General features: G+C 56.4%; 13 protein-coding genes. 8 read left to right on the top strand and 5 right to left on the bottom strand.

Going from position 1 to position 18,517, the window contains the following annotated elements; translation table 11 throughout:
- Positions 1-128 precede the first annotated feature (128 nt).
- The 7 genes from KP806_RS08985 to KP806_RS08955 all read left to right on the top strand — a co-directional run bounded on the left by KP806_RS08985 (position 129) and on the right by KP806_RS08955 (position 12,198).
- Positions 129-1,481 (top strand): ABC transporter substrate-binding protein, encoded by a 1,353-nt coding sequence (locus KP806_RS08985; RefSeq protein ID WP_224723245.1) that lies wholly within the window; start codon positions 129-131, stop codon positions 1,479-1,481.
- Positions 1,482-1,595: 114 nt separating this feature from the next.
- Positions 1,596-3,062, top strand: a complete 1,467-nt coding sequence (locus KP806_RS08980) for a glycoside hydrolase family 32 protein (RefSeq protein ID WP_224723244.1) — start codon at positions 1,596-1,598, stop codon at positions 3,060-3,062.
- A 28-nt stretch (positions 3,063-3,090) separates the two neighbouring features.
- A complete protein-coding gene (locus tag KP806_RS08975; protein WP_224723243.1) occupies positions 3,091-4,605 on the top strand; it encodes a glycoside hydrolase family 32 protein in 1,515 nt (504 codons plus the stop codon).
- Positions 4,606-4,985: 380 nt separating this feature from the next.
- Complete coding sequence (locus tag KP806_RS08970; RefSeq protein WP_224723242.1) at positions 4,986-5,312, top strand: nucleotidyltransferase family protein; 327 nt, start codon at positions 4,986-4,988, stop codon at positions 5,310-5,312.
- Between the two features lie 471 nt (positions 5,313-5,783).
- Positions 5,784-8,102, top strand: a complete 2,319-nt coding sequence (locus KP806_RS08965; protein ID WP_224723241.1) for a glycoside hydrolase family 95 protein — start codon at positions 5,784-5,786, stop codon at positions 8,100-8,102.
- 138 nt (positions 8,103-8,240) lie between these two features.
- Entirely contained in the window at positions 8,241-10,550 is a 2,310-nt protein-coding gene (locus tag KP806_RS08960; RefSeq protein ID WP_224723240.1) for a helix-turn-helix domain-containing protein, read from the top strand.
- A 13-nt stretch (positions 10,551-10,563) separates the two neighbouring features.
- Complete coding sequence (locus tag KP806_RS08955; RefSeq protein WP_224723239.1) at positions 10,564-12,198, top strand: extracellular solute-binding protein; 1,635 nt, start codon at positions 10,564-10,566, stop codon at positions 12,196-12,198.
- A gap of 298 nt (positions 12,199-12,496) precedes the next feature.
- Here the strand turns inward: KP806_RS08955 and KP806_RS08950 are convergent, their stop codons facing one another.
- The 3 genes from KP806_RS08950 to KP806_RS08940 are packed head-to-tail and all read right to left on the bottom strand — an operon-like array spanning position 12,497 to position 15,887.
- Positions 12,497-14,434, bottom strand: a complete 1,938-nt coding sequence (locus KP806_RS08950; RefSeq protein ID WP_224723238.1) for a CotH kinase family protein — start codon at positions 14,432-14,434, stop codon at positions 12,497-12,499.
- Between the two features lie 18 nt (positions 14,435-14,452).
- Positions 14,453-15,172 (bottom strand): DUF4956 domain-containing protein, encoded by a 720-nt coding sequence (locus KP806_RS08945; protein WP_224723237.1) that lies wholly within the window; start codon positions 15,170-15,172, stop codon positions 14,453-14,455.
- A gap of 1 nt (position 15,173) precedes the next feature.
- Positions 15,174-15,887 (bottom strand): polyphosphate polymerase domain-containing protein, encoded by a 714-nt coding sequence (locus KP806_RS08940; protein ID WP_224723236.1) that lies wholly within the window; start codon positions 15,885-15,887, stop codon positions 15,174-15,176.
- 155 nt (positions 15,888-16,042) lie between these two features.
- On the opposite strand from KP806_RS08940, the gene KP806_RS08935 reads away from it, so the two are divergent.
- A complete protein-coding gene (locus KP806_RS08935; protein ID WP_224723235.1) occupies positions 16,043-16,210 on the top strand; it encodes a hypothetical protein in 168 nt (55 codons plus the stop codon).
- Here the strand turns inward: KP806_RS08935 and KP806_RS08930 are convergent.
- Both KP806_RS08930 and KP806_RS08925 read right to left on the bottom strand, forming a co-directional pair.
- Complete coding sequence (locus KP806_RS08930) at positions 16,200-17,729, bottom strand: sensor histidine kinase (protein ID WP_224723234.1); 1,530 nt, start codon at positions 17,727-17,729, stop codon at positions 16,200-16,202. The two genes, KP806_RS08935 and KP806_RS08930, sit on opposite strands and share 11 nt — an antisense overlap.
- The gene (locus KP806_RS08925) at positions 17,726-18,412 is read right to left on the bottom strand and encodes a response regulator transcription factor (protein WP_224723233.1); all 687 of its coding nucleotides are present in this window, start codon (positions 18,410-18,412) and stop codon (positions 17,726-17,728) included. Before KP806_RS08925 ends, KP806_RS08930 begins: the two co-directional genes overlap by 4 nt.
- Positions 18,413-18,517 lie beyond the last annotated feature (105 nt).

Raw genomic sequence — 18,517 nt, 5'->3', positions numbered from 1 at the left:
CGGGCCTGGGCTGGGCCATGAAGGGAGGGGATGCCGGGCGGATAACCAACGCATGCTTGCTCGCGAAAAAAAACAAGGGTGTCAAAGGAACAGACCAACGAACTGAAACCAGGGGAGGCAATTTGAAAATGGATAGAAACAAAAAATCGCTAGCTATGATGATCGCTTCTGTCATGATGATGGGTACTGTACTGGCTGCATGCTCCGGCGGCAGCGGCGGGAATGCCCCTGCCGGCGAAGGCACGGAGAATAACGGAGGCGCGGGTGCGGCGACGGAGCAGCCTGCAGGGGAAGAGACTAAGCTTGAGAACGGCAATATTACGATTCTTTATCATACGTCCAAAGAGCAGTACGACGAGAATAAAGCGGCGAATCCGGCTGCCTACGATGCGGTATGGGAAACGATTCCGCAGTTTGAGGAAGCTTACGGCGGCAAGGTTAACGTCATCGCAGTACCGTGGGGCGACCAGAAGTCGACGCTGATCTCCATGGTGAACGCCGGCGACCAGGTCGACGTGGCTCAGGCCAACGACCAGAACTTCCCGGTATACCCACTGAAAAAGATCGTCCAGCCGCTCGACCAGTATATCGATATGGCCGACCCGTTCTGGAATGCGTCCGTTACGAAAGCGTTCTCCTTCGGCGGCAAGCCGTACGCGGCAGGCGTCGGCGCTGCACCGATCGTGATCTACTACAACAAAACTCTGTTCGAAAATAACGGCGTGAAATCGCCGGGCGAGTTGTACAGCGAAGGCAACTGGACATGGGACACGTTCCGTTCCACCGCGCTTGAAATGACGACGGATACGGACGGCGACGGCAAAAACGACCAATTCGGCTTCGGCTGGTGGGATGCGGGCTACCCGCTGTTCGTCGCTTCCAACGGCTTGACGCTCCTTTCTTACAATGAAGACGGCTCGATCTCCTCGAACTACGAGTCCGACAACGTGAAGGCCGCGATGCAGTTTGCGCAGGACGCATTGCTGAAGGATAAATACATCGACAAAGACAAGGAAGGCGACTACTTTAACGCGGAATTCAAAAACGGCAAGCTGGCCATGTCGGCTGAGTACGGCTTTGGCGGATTTAACGTCTTCAAAAGCGACTACGAGATCGATTTTGTTCCGGTTCCGACCGGTCCGAACGGCACGAAGGACGTTGGCCCAGGCGGCATGTCCGGCTGGTCGATTCCGACGGTTTCGAAAAACCCGCAAGGCGCAGCGGCATTTATCAAAATGCTTTCCGAAAACGAGCTCAAGGCAGCTACCGACAACAACGTGAAGCAGTTCGGCCAAGAGAAGGTCGACCAAATGAATGCGCTTGCCGGTAAAATTTTGTTCGCTCCAATCGGTGTGGAGAAATACTGGGATGCCAACGGAGCAGCTATGGCCGGCATCAAGGACGGCACGCCTGTCGGCACGTTCGCGGCAACCGCGAAGGCGATGCTGGACGAAGGCATTAAAATTACGCTGACTCAATAATCCTGAAGTGAGCCCGCTGCGGCAAGCTGCAGCAGCCAAGCCCCGCCGTCATGCCCGCATGGCGGCGGTCCGGCTTTCGGCGCACGATTACGAAACGAAGAATGGGGGAGCATGATGAAGCTGTACAAGGAGCCGTTTCGCCCGCAATTTCATTTGACGCCGCCGCAGGGGCCGATGAGCGATCCGAACGGGATGGTGTTTTTCGAGGGAGAGTACCACCAGTTTTACCAATTCACGGGACGGTGGGGACATGCGGTCAGCCGCGATTTGCTTCATTGGGAGCATCTTCCTCTGGCGCTTGTGTCCGACGAGCTTGGGGATATTTGGTCGGGAAGCTGCGTCGTCGATTGGCGTGATTCATCAGGCCTGTTCGGCGGGAAGGCGGGACTCGTCGCGATTTTTACCCATTACAAGGAAGGCCTGCAGTCGCAAAGCATCGCTTACAGCGCCGACCGGGGCAGAAGCTGGACGAAATACGCCGGAAATCCGGTCATTCCGAATCCGGGCATCAAAGATTTCCGTGATCCGAAGGTGCTGTGGCACGAAGAGAGCGGCAAATGGATCATGGCCGTTGCGGTCGACAAGCGGATCTGGTTTTATTCCTCCGCCAATTTGCGGGAATGGGAGTTCGAAAGCGAATTCGGCGAGGGCGAGGGGTCGCATGCTGCGGTATGGGAATGTCCGGATTTATTTCCGCTGACGGTGAACGGAGAGCGGAGCCGCCGGAAGTGGGTGCTCCATGTCAGTATCGGGGACAACAAGGAAACGGACGGCTCGACGGCGCAGTATTTTGTAGGCGAGTTTGACGGGCGCCGCTTCGTTAACGAAGCGGCGAAAGGCGGGGAGCCGCTCTGGACCGATTACGGCCAGGATTTTTATGCGGCTGTTACATATTCGGATATTCCGGAGGACGACGGGCGGACGATCTGGCTCGGCTGGACCTCGAACTGGAAATATCCGTTCGCGGGCCCGACGGAGCCCTGGAAGGGCGGGATGTCGCTGCCCCGCGAGCTGGAGCTGATCGAAGCTGAGGGCGGCGGCTTGCGGCTTTGCCAGAAGCCGGTCCGCGAGCTGCAGCGTCTGCGGAAGGAGGAGCTCCGGTTCGGGACGGTGCGGGTGCGCGACGGAGCCATCCGGCTGGATTTTCGCGGGACGTCGTATGAAGTTGCTGCGGAGGTCGAGTGGGAGGATGCGGAAGCGTTTGGGCTGAGCGTCTGCTGCTCGGAAGAAGGCGAGGGAGCTGAGGCGACCGTGATCGGGTATGAAACGGCCCGGGAACTCGCGTTCGTCGACAGGAATCGCTCGGGAATGAGCGAATTTATAAACCGGGAAGGCGAGCCGTTTCATTTCGGCAAACGGTTCGAGGCTCCTTATAAAGCGGCCGGCAATCGGATCAGGCTGCATGCCTTCGTCGACGAATCGGTCATTGAGCTGTTCGTCGGCAGCGGGGAAACGGTGTTTACGACGCTCATGTACCCGTCGCCCGGCAGCGACGGCCTGGAGCTGTTCGCAAGCGGAGGGAGCGCTGTTTTCCGCTCGGTCGAAGTATACAGGCTGGCTTCCATTTGGGAAGAGCATTAGAAATAAAATGTAAGGATAGGTGAGAAGGATGGAGAAATCGACCGGGAAGGTGCGGGCGCATCGTACACGGATTGCGGAAGCCGGCGCGGCGCTGAAGGAAAACGCAAGCAAGCTGAATGACACGTACCGCCTCCATTACCATATGATGCCGCCGGCGGGATGGATGAACGATCCGAACGGACTGATATATTTTAAGGGAGACTATCATTTGTTTTATCAGCACGATCCGTACCAGGCGAAGCAGGGCCCGATGCATTGGGGGCATGCGCGAAGCGGCGATTTGGTGCACTGGGAGCATCTGCCGGTGGCGCTCGCTCCGTCGGAGCCTTACGACAAAGGCGGACAGGCGGGACAAGGCTGCTGGTCGGGCAGCGCGGTTGACGATAACGGCATGCTGACGCTGATTTACACCGGGCATGTCGACGGCCAAACGCCGGAGGAGGTGCAGTGCCTGGCGGTCAGCCGTGACGGCATAACGTTCGAGAAGAGTGCGGCTAATCCGGTTATTGGAGATTCGCCGGATGCCGAGCGGTTCGGCTTCCGCGATCCGAAGGTATGGAAGCGCGGCGATACCTGGTACATGGTCGTCGGCTACGGCAAGGACGGGCTCGGAAAAGCGATCGTCTACACGTCCGGAGATTTGCTCAGCTGGACCTATCAGGGCGCTGCTGCCGAGAGCGACGGCAGGATGGGAGATATGTGGGAATGCCCGGATCTGTTCCCGCTCGGAGAGGGTGACAGCCATGTGCTGCTCATCTCTCCGATGAATATTGCTCCGGTCAAAAATTTGTATTTGTCCGGCACGTTCGATTACGGCAGCTGCCGGTTCGAGAAAGGCGTATCGGAGCAAATCGATTACGGCTTCGATTTTTACGCGCCTCAAACGCTGGTTGACGACCGGGGCCGCCGGATTATGATCGCCTGGATGAATATTTGGGGAGCGGCGATGCCGGAGCAGGCGCACGGCTGGCTCGGGGCGATGACGCTGCCGCGCGAGCTTACGCTGGCCGCGGACGGGACGCTGCGGAGCAATCCGGTCGAAGAGCTGGCCGCGCTCCGGTCGGACCATAAGGCTTATAAGGGAGTCGCATTGGAGGAAGGCTCGCTGGTCGAGTTAAGCCGCGTGTCCGGCGACTGCCTGGAGCTGGAGCTGGTCGCCGACGTGTCTTCGCTTGCGGCCTGCGCCGAAATCGGCCTGCGCATCCGCTGCTCCGGTGACGGATCCTCGTATACCGAGATCAGGTACTCGGCCGGGGAGCGGAAGCTGTATATGGACCGCGAGCTTGGCGGAGCAGGTGACGGAGGAGTAAGCGAAGCGCCCCTTTCGCCGATGGCGGACGGGCGGGTGAAGCTGCGCCTGTTCATCGACCGTTCCTCCGCCGAATTGTTCGCGAACGAGGGACGGATCGCGATGACGAACCGCTTGTATCCGGACCCGTCGCATACCGGCATCCGGTTCTTCGCCCGCGGAGGGGCAGCGGTTATCGAGTCTTTGAACGTTTGGCAGCTGGAGCCGGTTTGGCCTCGCGTTAACTGGAATTAATGCCTATATTCAGGCCATGTGGGCAATCCTATTTCAAATAACTGGATTTTATGCCGATAAGCTGGTTGAAAGATTTCATATTTGCCGTTTTTGTGTAATTTATAGGCAATGAATCCATTTATTTTGTGAGAAAATGCGATTTACCTGTAAATAGATACATCAAATCCAGTTACTGCACTCGTCCTGTTCGGCGGGGGTAGGCACTATAAAAAGAGCACCTTAGTGAACGTGACTAAGGTGCTCTTTATCATTATTTTACAAGGGCCAGTGGGGTAGAACATACAAATGTTTACAAACGGGAACGTTTGTTCTATGATTGTTGTGTGTTTGCTTACCAATACGATGGAACTAAAGAGCTTAGAGAATCCAGGGGTGATCGTGTGCACAGTTGGGAAAGAGCTTTGACTAAAGTATGCGACATTTATTTTCAATCTGAATCCAAGATAGAATGGGTGCTAGCAGGTTCTGCAGGCTCCGTATTGCAGGGCTGTGATATGATTCCCGGCGATATCGATATTTACACGAGGGATAGGCAGGCGGTTGAGGAATTCGCTGAGCTGCTGAAACCATTTTCGCTAAAAACAAAGTCTGAATCTCCTCATGGTGACAATTGGTTATCTACATATGAAGAACCGACATTTACGCAAACTTTTTCTTCAGGGTCTTCATGGACAAAGGGGCGCTGGGTAATAGAAGGATTAAAGTAGAAGCCGTTCACATTTCCAACTCTGCGGGTATTCCTGATTCTATGACTGGGGATGGGATATGGGAAGGCGGGCAATACATATGGAGTCTCTGCAAGGATGTGAAAGTCGGACAGTATACGATTCGGACAATTCCTTTGGAAATACAATTAGAATCAAACTTAAGGCGGAAAAGAGAGGACAGGTCTCAAGCCATTCTTGAGGCATTGTTTAAACTTGGATACGACCATGAGCTGATTGAATAAGCACTTTCAAAGGAGAACCTGACTTATTTTTATTCCGTTGTAAATTAAACATCGACTCACATTTCTACTCAAGACCGGTGGAAGATCCCCCGTCTTGCAAGCGATTTCCCGCATTCTAAGGGGTAATTGTACCCCCGTAACCGCAAATGTACCTTTACTCGGTGGGACAGTTATCGGTAACATTCTTGATGAGTAAGCGCTGACATAGTGGATAGACGGAGGGTGCGACATGGGGGATTTGAAGCTTTATTATATAAGTCCGGCGGCCGGATGGCAGCAGGGCTTGCCGATCGGGAACGGCAGGCTGGGTGCCGTCGTTCAAAGCGGCATTGAAAAGGAAATCTGGAGCCTGACAGAGGTTACGTATTGGTCGGGCCGCCCGGAGGAGCCGCAAAGCGAGAATGGGGGAAAAGCAGCCCTAGAGGAAATGCGCAAAAAGTTTTTTGCCGGAGATTACGAGGGCGGGGAGCGGCTGGCCAGGGAAACGCTGGAGCCGCCTAAAGGCAATTTCGGGACCCATTTGACATTGGCCGATCTGGAGATCACATTTCCGGGAGGAGGGGGGGAAAACTTCCGCAGGGAATTGAACCTGGAGGAGGCGATCGTCTCCCGCGCATACAGCCGGAACGGGTTTGCTTATAAAGGGGAAGCATTCGCCACGAATGCGGCTGACGTGCTCGTCTCCCGCTTATCGGCCGAGGAGCCGGGCGGACTGTCGTTCGAGCTCGCTTTGAACGGGCGGACGCCTTTGTTCTTGACCACGGCCGATGAAGCGGGCCTGATTACTTTCCGAAGCCAAGCGACGGAAGACATACACAGCGACGGCACGTGCGGCGTAATCGCCAGCGGCACCGTCCGTGTAGACGCGAAGAACGGTACGATCGCCTGCACACGGAACGGACTGCGCATTGAAGGCGCGGACGCGGCCGTCATTTACATCGCGGTCTCGACCGACTACGGGAAGACGGGCACCGCCTGGGAAAACGAAAGCGGCGCTGCCATCGAACGGGCGGCAGCCAAGGGCTACGACGCGCTGCGGGAGGAACATATCGCGGATTATCGCTCGCTGTTCGCACGCGTCCGTCTGGATCTCGGTGACTCGGGACGTTCCTCGCTGCCGACCGACGAACGGCTCCGCCTGCTGAGAAGCGGAGAAGGGGAGGATGCCGCGCTGTTTGCTCTGTTTTATCAATACGGGCGGTATTTGACGATCGCGGGATCGCGCGGCAATTCGCCGCTTCCAATGAATCTGCAGGGCATTTGGAACGACGGAGAAGCGAACCGGATGGCGTGGAGCTGCGACTATCATCTCGACGTCAACACGGAAATGAACTATTACCCGACGGAGGCGGCCAATCTGGCGGAATGCCATGTGCCGCTGATGAAGTTCGTCTCGCAGCTGTCCGAGGCGGGACGTTCGTCGGCGCGGGCATTTTACGGCTGCGAAGGATGGGTCGCCCACGTATTCACGAACGCCTGGGGGTTCTCGTCGCCCGGCTGGGGACTGAACTGGGGCATGAACGTAACCGGCGGACTATGGATCGCGATGCAGCTCAAAGATCACTACGAATTTGGGCGCGACCGGGCTTTTCTGGAGGAAACGGCTTATCCTGTTCTGAAAGAGGCGGCGTTGTTTTTCCTCGATTATATGACCGTCCATCCGGAGCACGGCTGGCTCGTCACGGGTCCGTCCAATTCGCCGGAAAACAGCTTTTACCCGAACGGCCGCCAGGAGGGCGCGGAATATGCGCTGTCGATGGGCCCGACGATGGATATGATGCTGGTTCGCGACTTAATGATCTTCTGTGCGGAAGCATCGAAGCAGCTGGATAAGGATGCGGAGCTCCGGGCAAGGCTGGAGGACGCACTGGAGCTGCTGCCGCCTCTTCAAGTCGGCGCGATCGGCCAGCTGCAGGAATGGCTGGAGGATTTCGGCGAAGCGCAGCCGGATCACCGCCATTTGTCCCATCTGTACGGGCTTTATCCGGGCTGCCAGATTACGCCGCATGGAACGCCGGAGCTAAGCGAGGCGGCACGGACGACGCTTGGACGCCGAATGGGGCGCGAAGGGCTCGAGGACGTCGAGTTTACGCTTGCACAGTTCGCGGCCAGCTTCGCGCGGCTCGGGGATGGCGCCAACGCTTATAAACAGCTCTCGTACCTGATCGGGCAGCTGTGCTTCGATAATCTCCTTACGTATTCGAAGCCGGGAATTGCCGGCGCGGAGACGAATATTTTCGTAGCGGACGGAAACTTCGGCGGCACGTCGGCGATCGGGGAAATGCTCCTGCAAAGCCATGCGGGTGCGATCGAGCTGCTGCCGGCACTGCCGGCGAACTGGCGAAACGGCGCGGCGATCGGGCTTCGCGCCCGAGGAAATGCGGAAGCGGACATTCGCTGGACGGAAGGACGCTTGGGGGAGGCGTTGGTCAGACCGCGCGCGAGCGGCAGGCTCATCGTCCGCTGGGGCGGTCTGACGGCTGCGTTCGACGCGGAAGCCGGACGCATGTATAAGCTGGACGGCGAGCTTCGCGTGACGGTTCTGTAGGTTTTGCGGGATATAAAGCAACTGTTGCCGACAGTTGCTTTTCTTTTGCCCGAATGCCCTTGAGGACTTGCGGGAAATCCGGCAATCGGGTATGATAGCGCTCACATAGATATGCGATTGTCATGAGGGGGAGTCGGCTTGCCAAGGTATTCCAGGGTGTTCAGGAGATTCCTTATCTCGTATCTCATCATCCTGATCATTCCCAGCATTGCAGGATATATGTCTTACCAGACTGCTATTAACGTTACGGAGTCCGTCTCGATCGAGAACGGCGTGACGCAGCTTCAAAAGAGCAAGGAATTGCTGGAACGCCGGATGGCCGAGGTCGAAGGGTTCACGAGGCAGCTTGCCATTAACCAGGATTTAGGTATTCTCATGAACGAAAACGGCTCAAGCGGCCAATCGAACGTGTACGGCATTTGGAAAATGATGAAGGACGTTCTGACGTTCGGACAGACCAACGATTTTTTGAAAAATTTTTACGTATATTTAAGCAATTACGACGTCGTGCTGACCCCGGGATCGGCTTATTTCCGCCCGGAGCATTATTACAAAAGCTATCATTATCTCGATATGCCGTTCGACGAGTGGAAGAGCAGCGTGCTTGCGCGCACCCACCGCAGCGAGATCATGGCGCTTAGACCCTTCATGGATAACCAGACCGAAACGTCGGTCGTGACATATATGCAGTCGCTGCCTCTGGACAGCTTCAACGGGTCTTCTCCCGCGGTCGCCGTCGTCATGATCGATCAGAAAATGATCACGGATCCTTTATCCGGCTTGACAGACCGTTACGGAGGCTGGATTCACATCACCGATGCGAAAGGCCATACGGTCGGGCTTCGCGGAGCGGATGAGGAGCAGGTTGCTGCGCTGGCGACAGACAAAAGCTTCGACGGGGAAAAGCTGAACCAATTTTACGAGGATGACCTGGTCATTACGATCAAATCGGATACGACGGGATGGGTGTACCGGGCGGGTATTCCAAGAGAAGCGCTCATGGAAAGCGCCAATCAAATCAAATTCATTACGTGGACGGTAACCGGCATCGCCCTGTTTGCCGGCCTCGTCGTAGGCCTGCTGCTGTCGTACCGGAACAGCGCGCCTATCATACGCATTCTTGGCGTCATGAAGGAGCAGTTCGGACAAGGGCAGGACGATCCGTCCCATCGTAACGAATTCGACTTCCTGCACGGCAATATCGCGCAGATGCTGACGCAGCACAAGCGGCTGGAATCGGAGCTTCACCGCCAGGCGCCGCTTGTGCGGGACGCGTTTTTCAAGCGGCTGCTCGCGGGCGAGTTTCAAACCCGGGATGAAGTTATCGCCGCAGCCGTCCAGTCAAGTGCGGGTTTGAACGGCGACGTAGGGTACGTCGGCATTTTGCAAGTAAACGGTTATCCGCTGCTCGACAACGTCGAGGTGCTTAACGAGCTGAACGCGGCCCGGTTCATTCTGAAGCAAGCGCTGACCGACTCCGGAAGCTCCGTCCGCATGACGGATACCGGCTCGGACAAAATCGTGTTCCTGTTCGCCTTCCCGGATATGGAAGCGGCGACCGGCATCGGCAAGGAAGAAGTGGCGAAGACGCTGGAGCGGGTATCTGCCCTTGCATTCGAGGAATTCCGCATCTCGGTTACGGTGGTGCTCGGAGGACTGTTCCGGACGGTCACGGAGGTCAGCCAGTCCTACGAGCAAGCGAAAGGCACGCTGGACGTAGCCGTTCACCAGAACCGCAAGGAGCTGACCTGGTACGAGGATACCCGTCACGAAAGCGCGACCTACCATTATCCGCTGGAGCTGGAGCTTCGCCTGATCGGCACGGTGCGCGCAGGAGAGCTGGAGGAGGCCAGGCGGATTTTGCAATCGATCGTGTCCCGGAACACGGAACAGAGGGAGCTGTCCTTCGAGATGAAGCAGCAGCTGGCGGGTGAGATGAAAGGAACGTTCCTGAAGCTGCTCGACCAGAAGGTATTTATGGAAGCGGAGTCCTTTGAGGAGATGAAAAACCGGATTATCGGCATCCAGCCCGCGGAGCCGCTTGAGATTATACAAGAGGAGCTGGCCGGCGTTACGGAGGCGCTGTGCGAGGTAGTGCGCAGCCGGAAGAACGACAGCCATATGCGGACGATCGGACAGATCAAGACTTATGTTCAATCCGCTTATGCCGATTCGGCGCTGACCCTGTACCGGATTGCCGAGCAAGTGGAGCGCCCGGAAAAATATATTTCGCAGCTGTTTAAGGAAGTGACGGGCGTCAACTTATCGGATTATTTGGAGAACGTAAGAATGGAACAAGCATCGATTCTGCTCAAGCAAGAAGCGATGACTGTGGACGAAATCGCCGCGCAGGTAGGATATAACAGCTCGCACTCCTTCCGAAGGGCGTTCAAGCGGGTGACGGGCGTATCGCCCAGCGTATTCAGGCAATCGGCTGTGGACGGATAAGGAGGGGATACCCGTGAAAAAAACAATTCATATCATCGCCGCGGCCCTCTCGCTTTCATTGGTCCTCGGGGCGTGCGCGTCCAGGGCGGAGCCCGCCGCCGATCGTGCGGGCGGCGCCGCTCCCGTCACGATTCGCGTATTCGCCCAGCAAGAGCCGTCGGGCGATCTCGCGACCAACGATTTTACAAAGGAGCTGGAAGAGAAGTTTAATGTCAAATTCGAATGGAATGCGGTCGAATCGGCCGGCGCCAAGGAGAAACGGCAAATTTCGCTGGCTGGCGGAGATTATCCCGATGCATACATTTTGACGACGTACGTCGACCAGTTTTCCCAGGCGGATGTGTTGCGTTACGGCCAGCAGGGCGTGTTCCTTCCCCTGAACGATCTGATCGACCAATATGCTCCTCATATCAAGTCCGCCATGGAGAAAAATGCGGAGCTCCGGGCGTTTCATACGGCTCCCGACGGGAATATTTACGGCTTGGTGGCGTACAGCGAATGTTATCATTGTTCTTATCCTAACAAAATGTGGATCAACACCGCCTGGCTGGAACGGCTGAAGCTGAACATGCCGGAGACGACGGATCAATTCAGGGAAGTGCTGCGGGCGTTCAAGACGATGGATCCGAACGGGAACGGCGTGGCGGACGAAATTCCGCTTAGCGGGTCCACCGAAGATTTTGGCGTGCGCATCGTACCTTTTCTCATGAACGGCTTCATCTACGACGACGATAGGACTTATCTCCAGCTGATGAACGGTAAAGTCAGCCTGGCTGCCGACAAGCCGGAATGGCGGGAAGGGCTCGCCTACATCAAGTCGTTGTACGACGAAGGCTTAATTGATCCCGGAGCCTTCACGCAAAACGCCGTCGCCTTCAAACAAATCGGTGAGAACGCGGGTGCGCAAATACTCGGGGCGGGCGCAGCCATGCATCCGGATATTTTCGTCAATACGGGGCCGGGCAGCACGCGGGGGAAGGACTACAATCCGCTGCCTCCTCTGCAGGGGCCGCACGCTTCCTTCGCTACGAACATGAATATCGGCGTTACGCCGGGAGCCAAATTTGTCATTACGAACAAAGCCGGCAAGGAAGCCCGGATTGCGCTGATTAAGATGGTCGATTATATGTATACGCCGGAAGGGCAAGCTTTCGCCGAAGTGGGCAAGGAAGGCGTCGACTGGAGGAAGCCGCTGCCGGGCGAGCAGGCGCTAAACCCAGCGATTAAGCCGCAATTTACGCGAATACCGGCCGAGAGCGGGAAAAAATCGAATAATTCCGGCTGGAGCGGCATGGGTCACTTCTATATGCCGAGAGAATACCGCGACAGCTGGGTGCAGGGCACGGACATTTATGCCCCGGACGGCTACGAACGCAGGCTGATGGAAGCTACGAAGCTGTACGATGGGCACGAACCGGAGCAAGTGCTGGCGGTGGAGCCGCTGTGGATTCAGTCCGAGGCCGCGGACGAGGTCAGCTTTTTGCAGCTGGGCATCCGCAATTACGTCGAAGAAAACATGCTGCAATTCATTACGGGCAGTAAACGTTTGGAAGAAGACTGGGAGGACTACGTGAACGGGCTGCGGGAGTTGAACGCGGACCGGTACGTGGAGATCATACAGAAGGCATACGACGGAGCGTCAAGGTAAGGGACGAAACGGTGCAAAAACTCTACAGAAGAGCGTTATAGGCTAGTTAACGGAAGTGTAGTCCGTGGAGATAGGAAATAGTTGTTTTTGGGCGGATTAGCGGATCCATAGTCCATTTGTATTAAGAGAACCAAGGCTTGTGCGTAGAAAAAACAGGTTCATTGAGCCGAAATTCGGCTCTTTGAACCTGTTTTTGCATGCGTCATGGATCCGTTCGTAGAAAGCAGCCAAGTCTGCTTCTCATGCTCGACTTGGGGCTGTATCCATTACAGTAACTTCATGTAAAGTAACTTCATGGCTACAGCCGCTTTCGCTTATAAAAGACGACGAATACGCAGGATAGAAGAAGGAGGGCAATGGCAATGCCGGCCGTTGCCGCCTCCTCCGGAGTGCCTTGCGGCTGTGCGGCCGCGGCGCCGGGAGCTCCGCCGCCGAAGCCGCCGCCCATGCCTATGCCATCCGGACGGGCCCCGCCGCCGAAGCCGCCTTGCCCGCCGGGGAATTGGCCGTCCGGGGGCATCTGGCCGCCGTCCGGAAATTGCCCGTCCGCAGGAGCCACCCCGCCGCCTTGGGCATTAGGAGCCGCAGCATCTCCATTCGCGTTGGCATCGGTGCCGCCGCCCGCGGTGGCATCCGTGTTGCCTGGCATAGCTGCGCCGCCGCCGTTCGCACCGGCGTCCTGACTGTTAGCGGCGCCTGCTTCAGCGTCCGCGCCGCTCTCAGCAGCCGGTTCCTCCACAACGGCTGCCGCAACGATCGTGCCGCCCGCCGCTCCGTTCCAAGCGGCTGCTTCCGCACTACCGGCAGCACCGGTATTTTGCTGCTCCTGTTGCTCCTGCTGCCCCTGCTGCGGCTGCATTTGCTGCTGCATCTGCTGCCTGCCGCCGCGCCCGCCGCCGAAGCCGCCGTCCATACCGCCCATACCGCCGCCGCCGAAGCCGCCGCTTGCAGTGCCGCTGCCGTCGCCTGCCGACGGGATTGTGCCGTCCAGCTGCTTGGCGATCGAGGCGGTTTGCTGCTCGTTGAACGAGATCACCTGCTGAATGCCCTGCTCGTACTGCTCATACGTATAAAAGGCTGAAGGATCCGCATCGACGTAAGGAGAGATCATAGCCTGAAGCTCGGCAATTCTGGCGTCAAACGTTTCGCCCTTCAAGTAACCCTTGAGCATATCCGCAATGATGCCGTGATACAGCTCCTTATACTCCTCGACCTGAAGCAGCTTTGCAATCAGAGGACGGTCAGCCAGCGCACCTGTCGTCGGTTCGTCGATCAGCACGCCGGTGCCGCCGAAGCCGCCGAACGACATGTTGTAATCCCAAGGCAAAATATTGAATATGCCATTATCCTCATACAAGTAAAAATTGTGTTTTTTCTCCGACAAATAGCTGTCGAAGTTGCCGGCCACCGCATTGAGCGCTATATATTTAAGCGCTCCCTCGACATTGAGCACGTTTTCGTAATCGGTGCCGTTGTTCAGCTCATCGAGCATATCCAGCAAAATATCGCCGTTAGACTTCTCCGATTTCAAATCAAGCCCCGTATAAGCGCCGATCGTCTCCAGCCAGTTCAGCTCGCTGCCGGCTCCGCCGTTCGCTTTGTACAGCGCGCCGAACGAATTGCCGAAATTGCGCTCCAAATAAGCGTCGCCGATCTGCTCGACGGCCAAATAGAAGCCCCAAAGCTCGCCGTTTACGTACACGTTCACATAGGAATATTTTGGCGTTGGCAGGCCCATCGTCTCCGCAAGCTCATAAGAGAGGAACTCCCGCATATACGAAGCGTCGCTGTAGTTGTTGTTCAGGTTAATTTTGCTGATGCCCGCCAGCGTCTGACTGACATATTCGTCAAAAGAAATTTTGAAGCTGTAGCGGTCGGAATCCGCCATCCGGACGACGCTGTTCAGGCTCAGATTGCCTTTGGTGCGGATGCCTACGTTCTCAAAGCGCTGCCCGTTATACTCGACCGCGGCCTCGTGCATTTCCTCGGCGCTGGCGTTATCCAGCATGTCCTGGAATTCATCCGGATCGATCGTAATTTTCACGTCGACTACCTTATCCTTTGGAAAAACCGTCTCGTCCAGCAGCTGCTCGTCCTCCGAAGGCGCCGTGCCCCTCGCCAAAGCCTCCAGGCTCGCAAGGCCGAAGGATGTGCCGTCCGCGGCACATCCCGTTAACCCGGTCAGGAGAAGAAAGGAGCAGCAGCCGAGGAGCCATGCCTTAGCTTTTGCTTTCATGCTGTCACCTCCCGGTTATTAAGATACGTAATCTCCGCTGTAGCTGATCAGCACCGCGTTTCGTACGCCGGCCAGCTCGGTCAGCCGGTTGACAAAGCGGCCGGTTTCGTCCCGCAGCCTTACCTCCAGCGTTATCTCGATATTGCCGCCGGTCACCGTTTTTTGCTTTACGTTATAGCGCTTCACCAAGGAGCTTACTTGTTTGTGGACGAGCTGCTCCGTCGCATCGCTGTCGCAGTTCACGACCAGCAGGTACGGCGATTCCGCCGATCCGCCTTTGACGAAGAAGAACAAAATCAGTCCGACGACGATGGAGCCGACGACCGCAAGCGTGAAGAAGCCGGCGCCCGTCACGATGCCGGCAACCGCCGCCCAGAACAGAAAAATCAGGTCGGTCGGGTCTTTAATCGGCGTACGGAACCGGACGATCGAGAGCGCGCCGACCATACCGAGCGAGAGGACGAGGTTTGAGTTGATCGCGATAATGACGACCGCGGTAATCATCGTCATGCCGATGAGCGAGACGTTAAAGCTTTTGGAATAAAGGACGCCGCTGAAAATCCGTTTATAAAGCAAATAGATAAAAAGTCCGATAACAAAAGCGACGCCGAGCGTAATTAATATTTTCGACAGGCTGATGTCCGAAGCGAAATTTTCGAGCACCGAATTTTTGAAGACATCGGTAAAATTCGTTGTCGTATCGGTCGCTGCAGCGGCCGTGGTTGTTGTCGTTGCCATACTAATAATCCTCCCAAGTGTTAAATTTTAAATATTTGCGGCAAATGACGTATTTGGACGCGGATTGCCGGTTCAAGCCTTCTAGCTGAAGCGCGATTTTGATGTAGGCGGGAATGTACTCGTCGTATTTGACCTCCAAAATAATGAGATCGTGATCGATCGCCCTCACCGGCCGAAGCTTGGGATCGAAAATATCGACCGCATGCAGGCCGGTGCGAAGCTCCTTGTCGAACGTAATCCGCACGTTGCCGTTGACGCAGACGTAAGGCTCCCGGACATAATCGACGATGACCTTCGGCCGCAGCAGCCTGTTTTTCATTTCGTCGTGAATTTCGTCGAGCAATGGCTTGTTCTGCTCTTTCAGAACGCCGTAGTTGCCGCCCATCAGCGAGTCGTACATGTCCCGGGTAAGCGGCTCCTTCACCTTGGCGATGTAGTCCTTGAATTTGATTTTTTTCTCAAAATGAATCACGTGATCGCTGCCGTTGTAAATCCGGATCCGGTATTTGACCCGGTCGCGCACGCCGCCGAGCTTCTCATGCAGAGCCTTGTTGTCGATGTCGTCGAAGTACAAGCTCCGGATATGGTATTCGCCGGTCGGCCCGACATGCTTGTCCTGTTCCATCAGGTCTCTCAAGCGATTGCGGATGACGTAATATTGATGCCGGTTAATAAAAAATTTCAGCTCGTTCCTGTATTTCAGGCTCTTGTTCATTTCACACCTCATTTCCGATTGGCGCCCCTTGTTGCTTACAAATGCAATTCTAGCGTCCTTTACTTATTCTTAACTTAACGCCGGCTGAAAGATTGCTGAATGCGCCTTCAGCGCTTTAATGGCTAAAATGAAAGGGGAGAAGGGAGGCTGGACGTTTGAAATTTCGCAAAGATAGGGTGATGCTCGCCGGCGTTTATGACAAGGTCCGCTTTCAAAACGGAAAGCAGATGTTCGCCGGCATCATGATCAAAGGCGACACGCTGACGTATCAGGCCTTTGATGCGACCGGGGAGAAGCTGGATGGGTTTGTCATTATGCATTAAGCGGAAGACGTACGCGGAAAAGAGTGCCTTCGCCCGGCTTGCTTTCCGCCGTAATTGTGCCTCGATGGGCCTCGACGATGGATTTGGTGATGGACAAGCCGAGGCCGGCGCCTCCGGTTTTTCTCGTTCGGGACGTTTCGCTTCGGTAAAATCTTTCGAATATGTGCGGCAGATGCTCCTCCGGGATACCGGAGCCGTTATCCGCCACCGTAAGCTCGGCAAGATTTCCCTTTGCTTGAAGGGTCAGCCGGATGAGGCCGGTCCCGGCATCGGTATGCTGCACGGCGTTAAGAACGAGGTTCAGCACGACTTGCTTGAGCTGGTCGGCGTGAAAGCTTCCCTGAATATCCGGCGCGAGGCTGAGCTCCAGCTTCCGGCTTCCGGCAAGCAGCTGCAGCTGCGGCTCCATTTCCGCGATGACGAGATCGAGACGAGCCGGGGAGAGCTGCAGCCGCGGCTCCTGATCCAGCTTCGCGACCGCAAGCAAATCCTCTACAAGCTTGTTGATTCTTTTGGACTCGAGATGCATGCTGGACAATGCGCGATGCAGCTGCTCGGGATTGGAAGCCGCCCCGCGCAGCAGCACTTCGAGGAAGCCGTGTATGGATGTAAGCGGCGTGCGCAGCTCATGGGAAGCATCCGTGATGAAGCGGCGCATCTTGGCGGTTGTTCTGCGCTCCGCCTCGAAGGAGCGGTTCAGCCGCTCGAGCATGCCGCCCAACGCATCGGACAGCCGGTCGATTTCCTCCTGTCCCTGGCTTACGGGCAGGCGCCCGGTCAAATTGCCGGCGTCGATCTGCCTCGCCGCCAGCACGATCCGGGACAGCGGCTTCAGCGTTCTGCGCAGCAGCGGCAAGTACAAGGCGAGTCCTGCAGCCAAAGCGATGACGGCGAGTCCTGCGAAGATAGCAAGCTGCGTCATGAGCAGCTGCTTGAGGGAAGCCGTATCGGTGCTGGCCTGAATCAATCCTTCCGACCGGTTCGGCGGCCCTGCCAGGCGATAGACGACAAGCTGCTCGTCTCCGGCGGAATCGTTGACGAGCGTATACTCGATTTGGCCCCTCATTTGAAGCGAGTCCTCGATCTCGGCAACTTGCGTTGCGGTGAGCGCCGGCAAGCTGCTGTCGCTTTCCTTCGACAGGTCGGTGACAGTGCCGTCTTTATCGACAAACGCCAAAGACAAGCCCGGCTGATAAAATACAGGCGATTGCCGATGTCCACGCTCGTTCCAGCCATCCATGCTTGCGGCGTTCCCAGCCGTATCCGGCTCCAGCCGGCTGTCCGGCGCTCTGCCTATTTCGCCCTCGGGTCTGAACCAATCGATCGGCATCGCCATAATCTGGGCGGTAAGCGTTTCGGCTTTGTTCTGATACAGGAAGTCCTTCATTAGAAAATACTGCAGGATACCGATCAGCAGCAATAAAGCGGCGAGCAGGAGCAGGGTGCGGCTCAGCAGCTGGTAGCGGAGAGAACGCGGCTCAAGCAGCCGCAGCAGCTTGCCGGTGCGGTTATCCTTCATGGCAGGTCCATCCGGTAGCCGGCGCCGCGAAGCGTCCGGATCAGACGGTGCTCCTTATCGTTTAATTTGTCGCGCAGGGACCGGATGTACACCTCGACGATATTTTCTTCCCCTCCGAACTGATAGCCCCATACCTTGTCCAAAATATGAGCTTTGCTTAGAACGACGCCGTTGTTCAAAATAATAAACCGCAGCAGCTCGAATTCGGTAGGCGACAGCTCGAGCGGCTGATCCAGGTAGACGATTTCCTTCCTCCGGTCGTCGAGCCGGAACGGACCGCAGGTCACCTCGCCCAGCAAATGCGGAAATTGGTTGCGCAGCCTGGCCCCGATCCGGGCAAGCAGCTCGCTGAAGCTGAACGGCTTTACGACGTAATCGTCCGCACCGAGCGTCAAGCCTTTGACGCGATCGTCGACTTCGTCCTTGGCGGTCAGCATAATGACGGACACCGGATCCCCCGCCGCCCTCAAGGCGCGGCAAACCTCAAAGCCGTTCATCCCCGGCATCATGACGTCCAGAATGACGATATGCGGCTTAAAGTCCGCGGCTTCCAGCAGCGCGCTTTCCCCGTCGCTTGCGGTACGGATGTCGCAGCCCTCGTTCATCAACCCCAGCTCCAGAAACTGCACGATATTCGGCTCGTCGTCGACGAGCAATATTTTAACTCCTTTTAAGGATGACATGATTTATTTCTCCTCTCCTGACACTACCGTCTATTATCGGCTTTTTTGGACGAAGATGCACCTTTTTTGCCCGGCCTTCAGCAAACTTTCAGCGGAATACCGCCA

The sequence above is a fragment of the Paenibacillus vietnamensis genome (assembly GCF_020169515.1).
Lineage (GTDB): Bacteria > Bacillota > Bacilli > Paenibacillales > Paenibacillaceae > Pristimantibacillus > Pristimantibacillus vietnamensis.
Note: the sequence above shows the minus strand (reverse complement) of the source record. Positions and strands in the feature narration are given on the sequence as shown.

Bases quoted from the DNA above. Each gene is read 5' to 3' on its own strand.
- KP806_RS08945 (WP_224723237.1), bottom strand. From the start codon at position 15,172: ATGGCAACGACAACAACCACGGCCGCTGCAGCGACCGATACGACAACG.
- KP806_RS08980 (WP_224723244.1), top strand. From the start codon at position 1,596: ATGAAGCTGTACAAGGAGCCGTTTCGCCCGCAATTTCATTTGACGCCG.
- KP806_RS08940 (WP_224723236.1), bottom strand. From the start codon at position 15,887: ATGAACAAGAGCCTGAAATACAGGAACGAGCTGAAATTTTTTATTAAC.
- KP806_RS08925 (WP_224723233.1), bottom strand. From the start codon at position 18,412: ATGTCATCCTTAAAAGGAGTTAAAATATTGCTCGTCGACGACGAGCCG.
- KP806_RS08950 (WP_224723238.1), bottom strand. From the start codon at position 14,434: ATGAAAGCAAAAGCTAAGGCATGGCTCCTCGGCTGCTGCTCCTTTCTT.
- KP806_RS08975 (WP_224723243.1), top strand. From the start codon at position 3,091: ATGGAGAAATCGACCGGGAAGGTGCGGGCGCATCGTACACGGATTGCG.
- KP806_RS08930 (WP_224723234.1), bottom strand. From the start codon at position 17,729: ATGAAGGATAACCGCACCGGCAAGCTGCTGCGGCTGCTTGAGCCGCGT.
- KP806_RS08965 (WP_224723241.1), top strand. From the start codon at position 5,784: ATGGGGGATTTGAAGCTTTATTATATAAGTCCGGCGGCCGGATGGCAG.
- KP806_RS08985 (WP_224723245.1), top strand. From the start codon at position 129: ATGGATAGAAACAAAAAATCGCTAGCTATGATGATCGCTTCTGTCATG.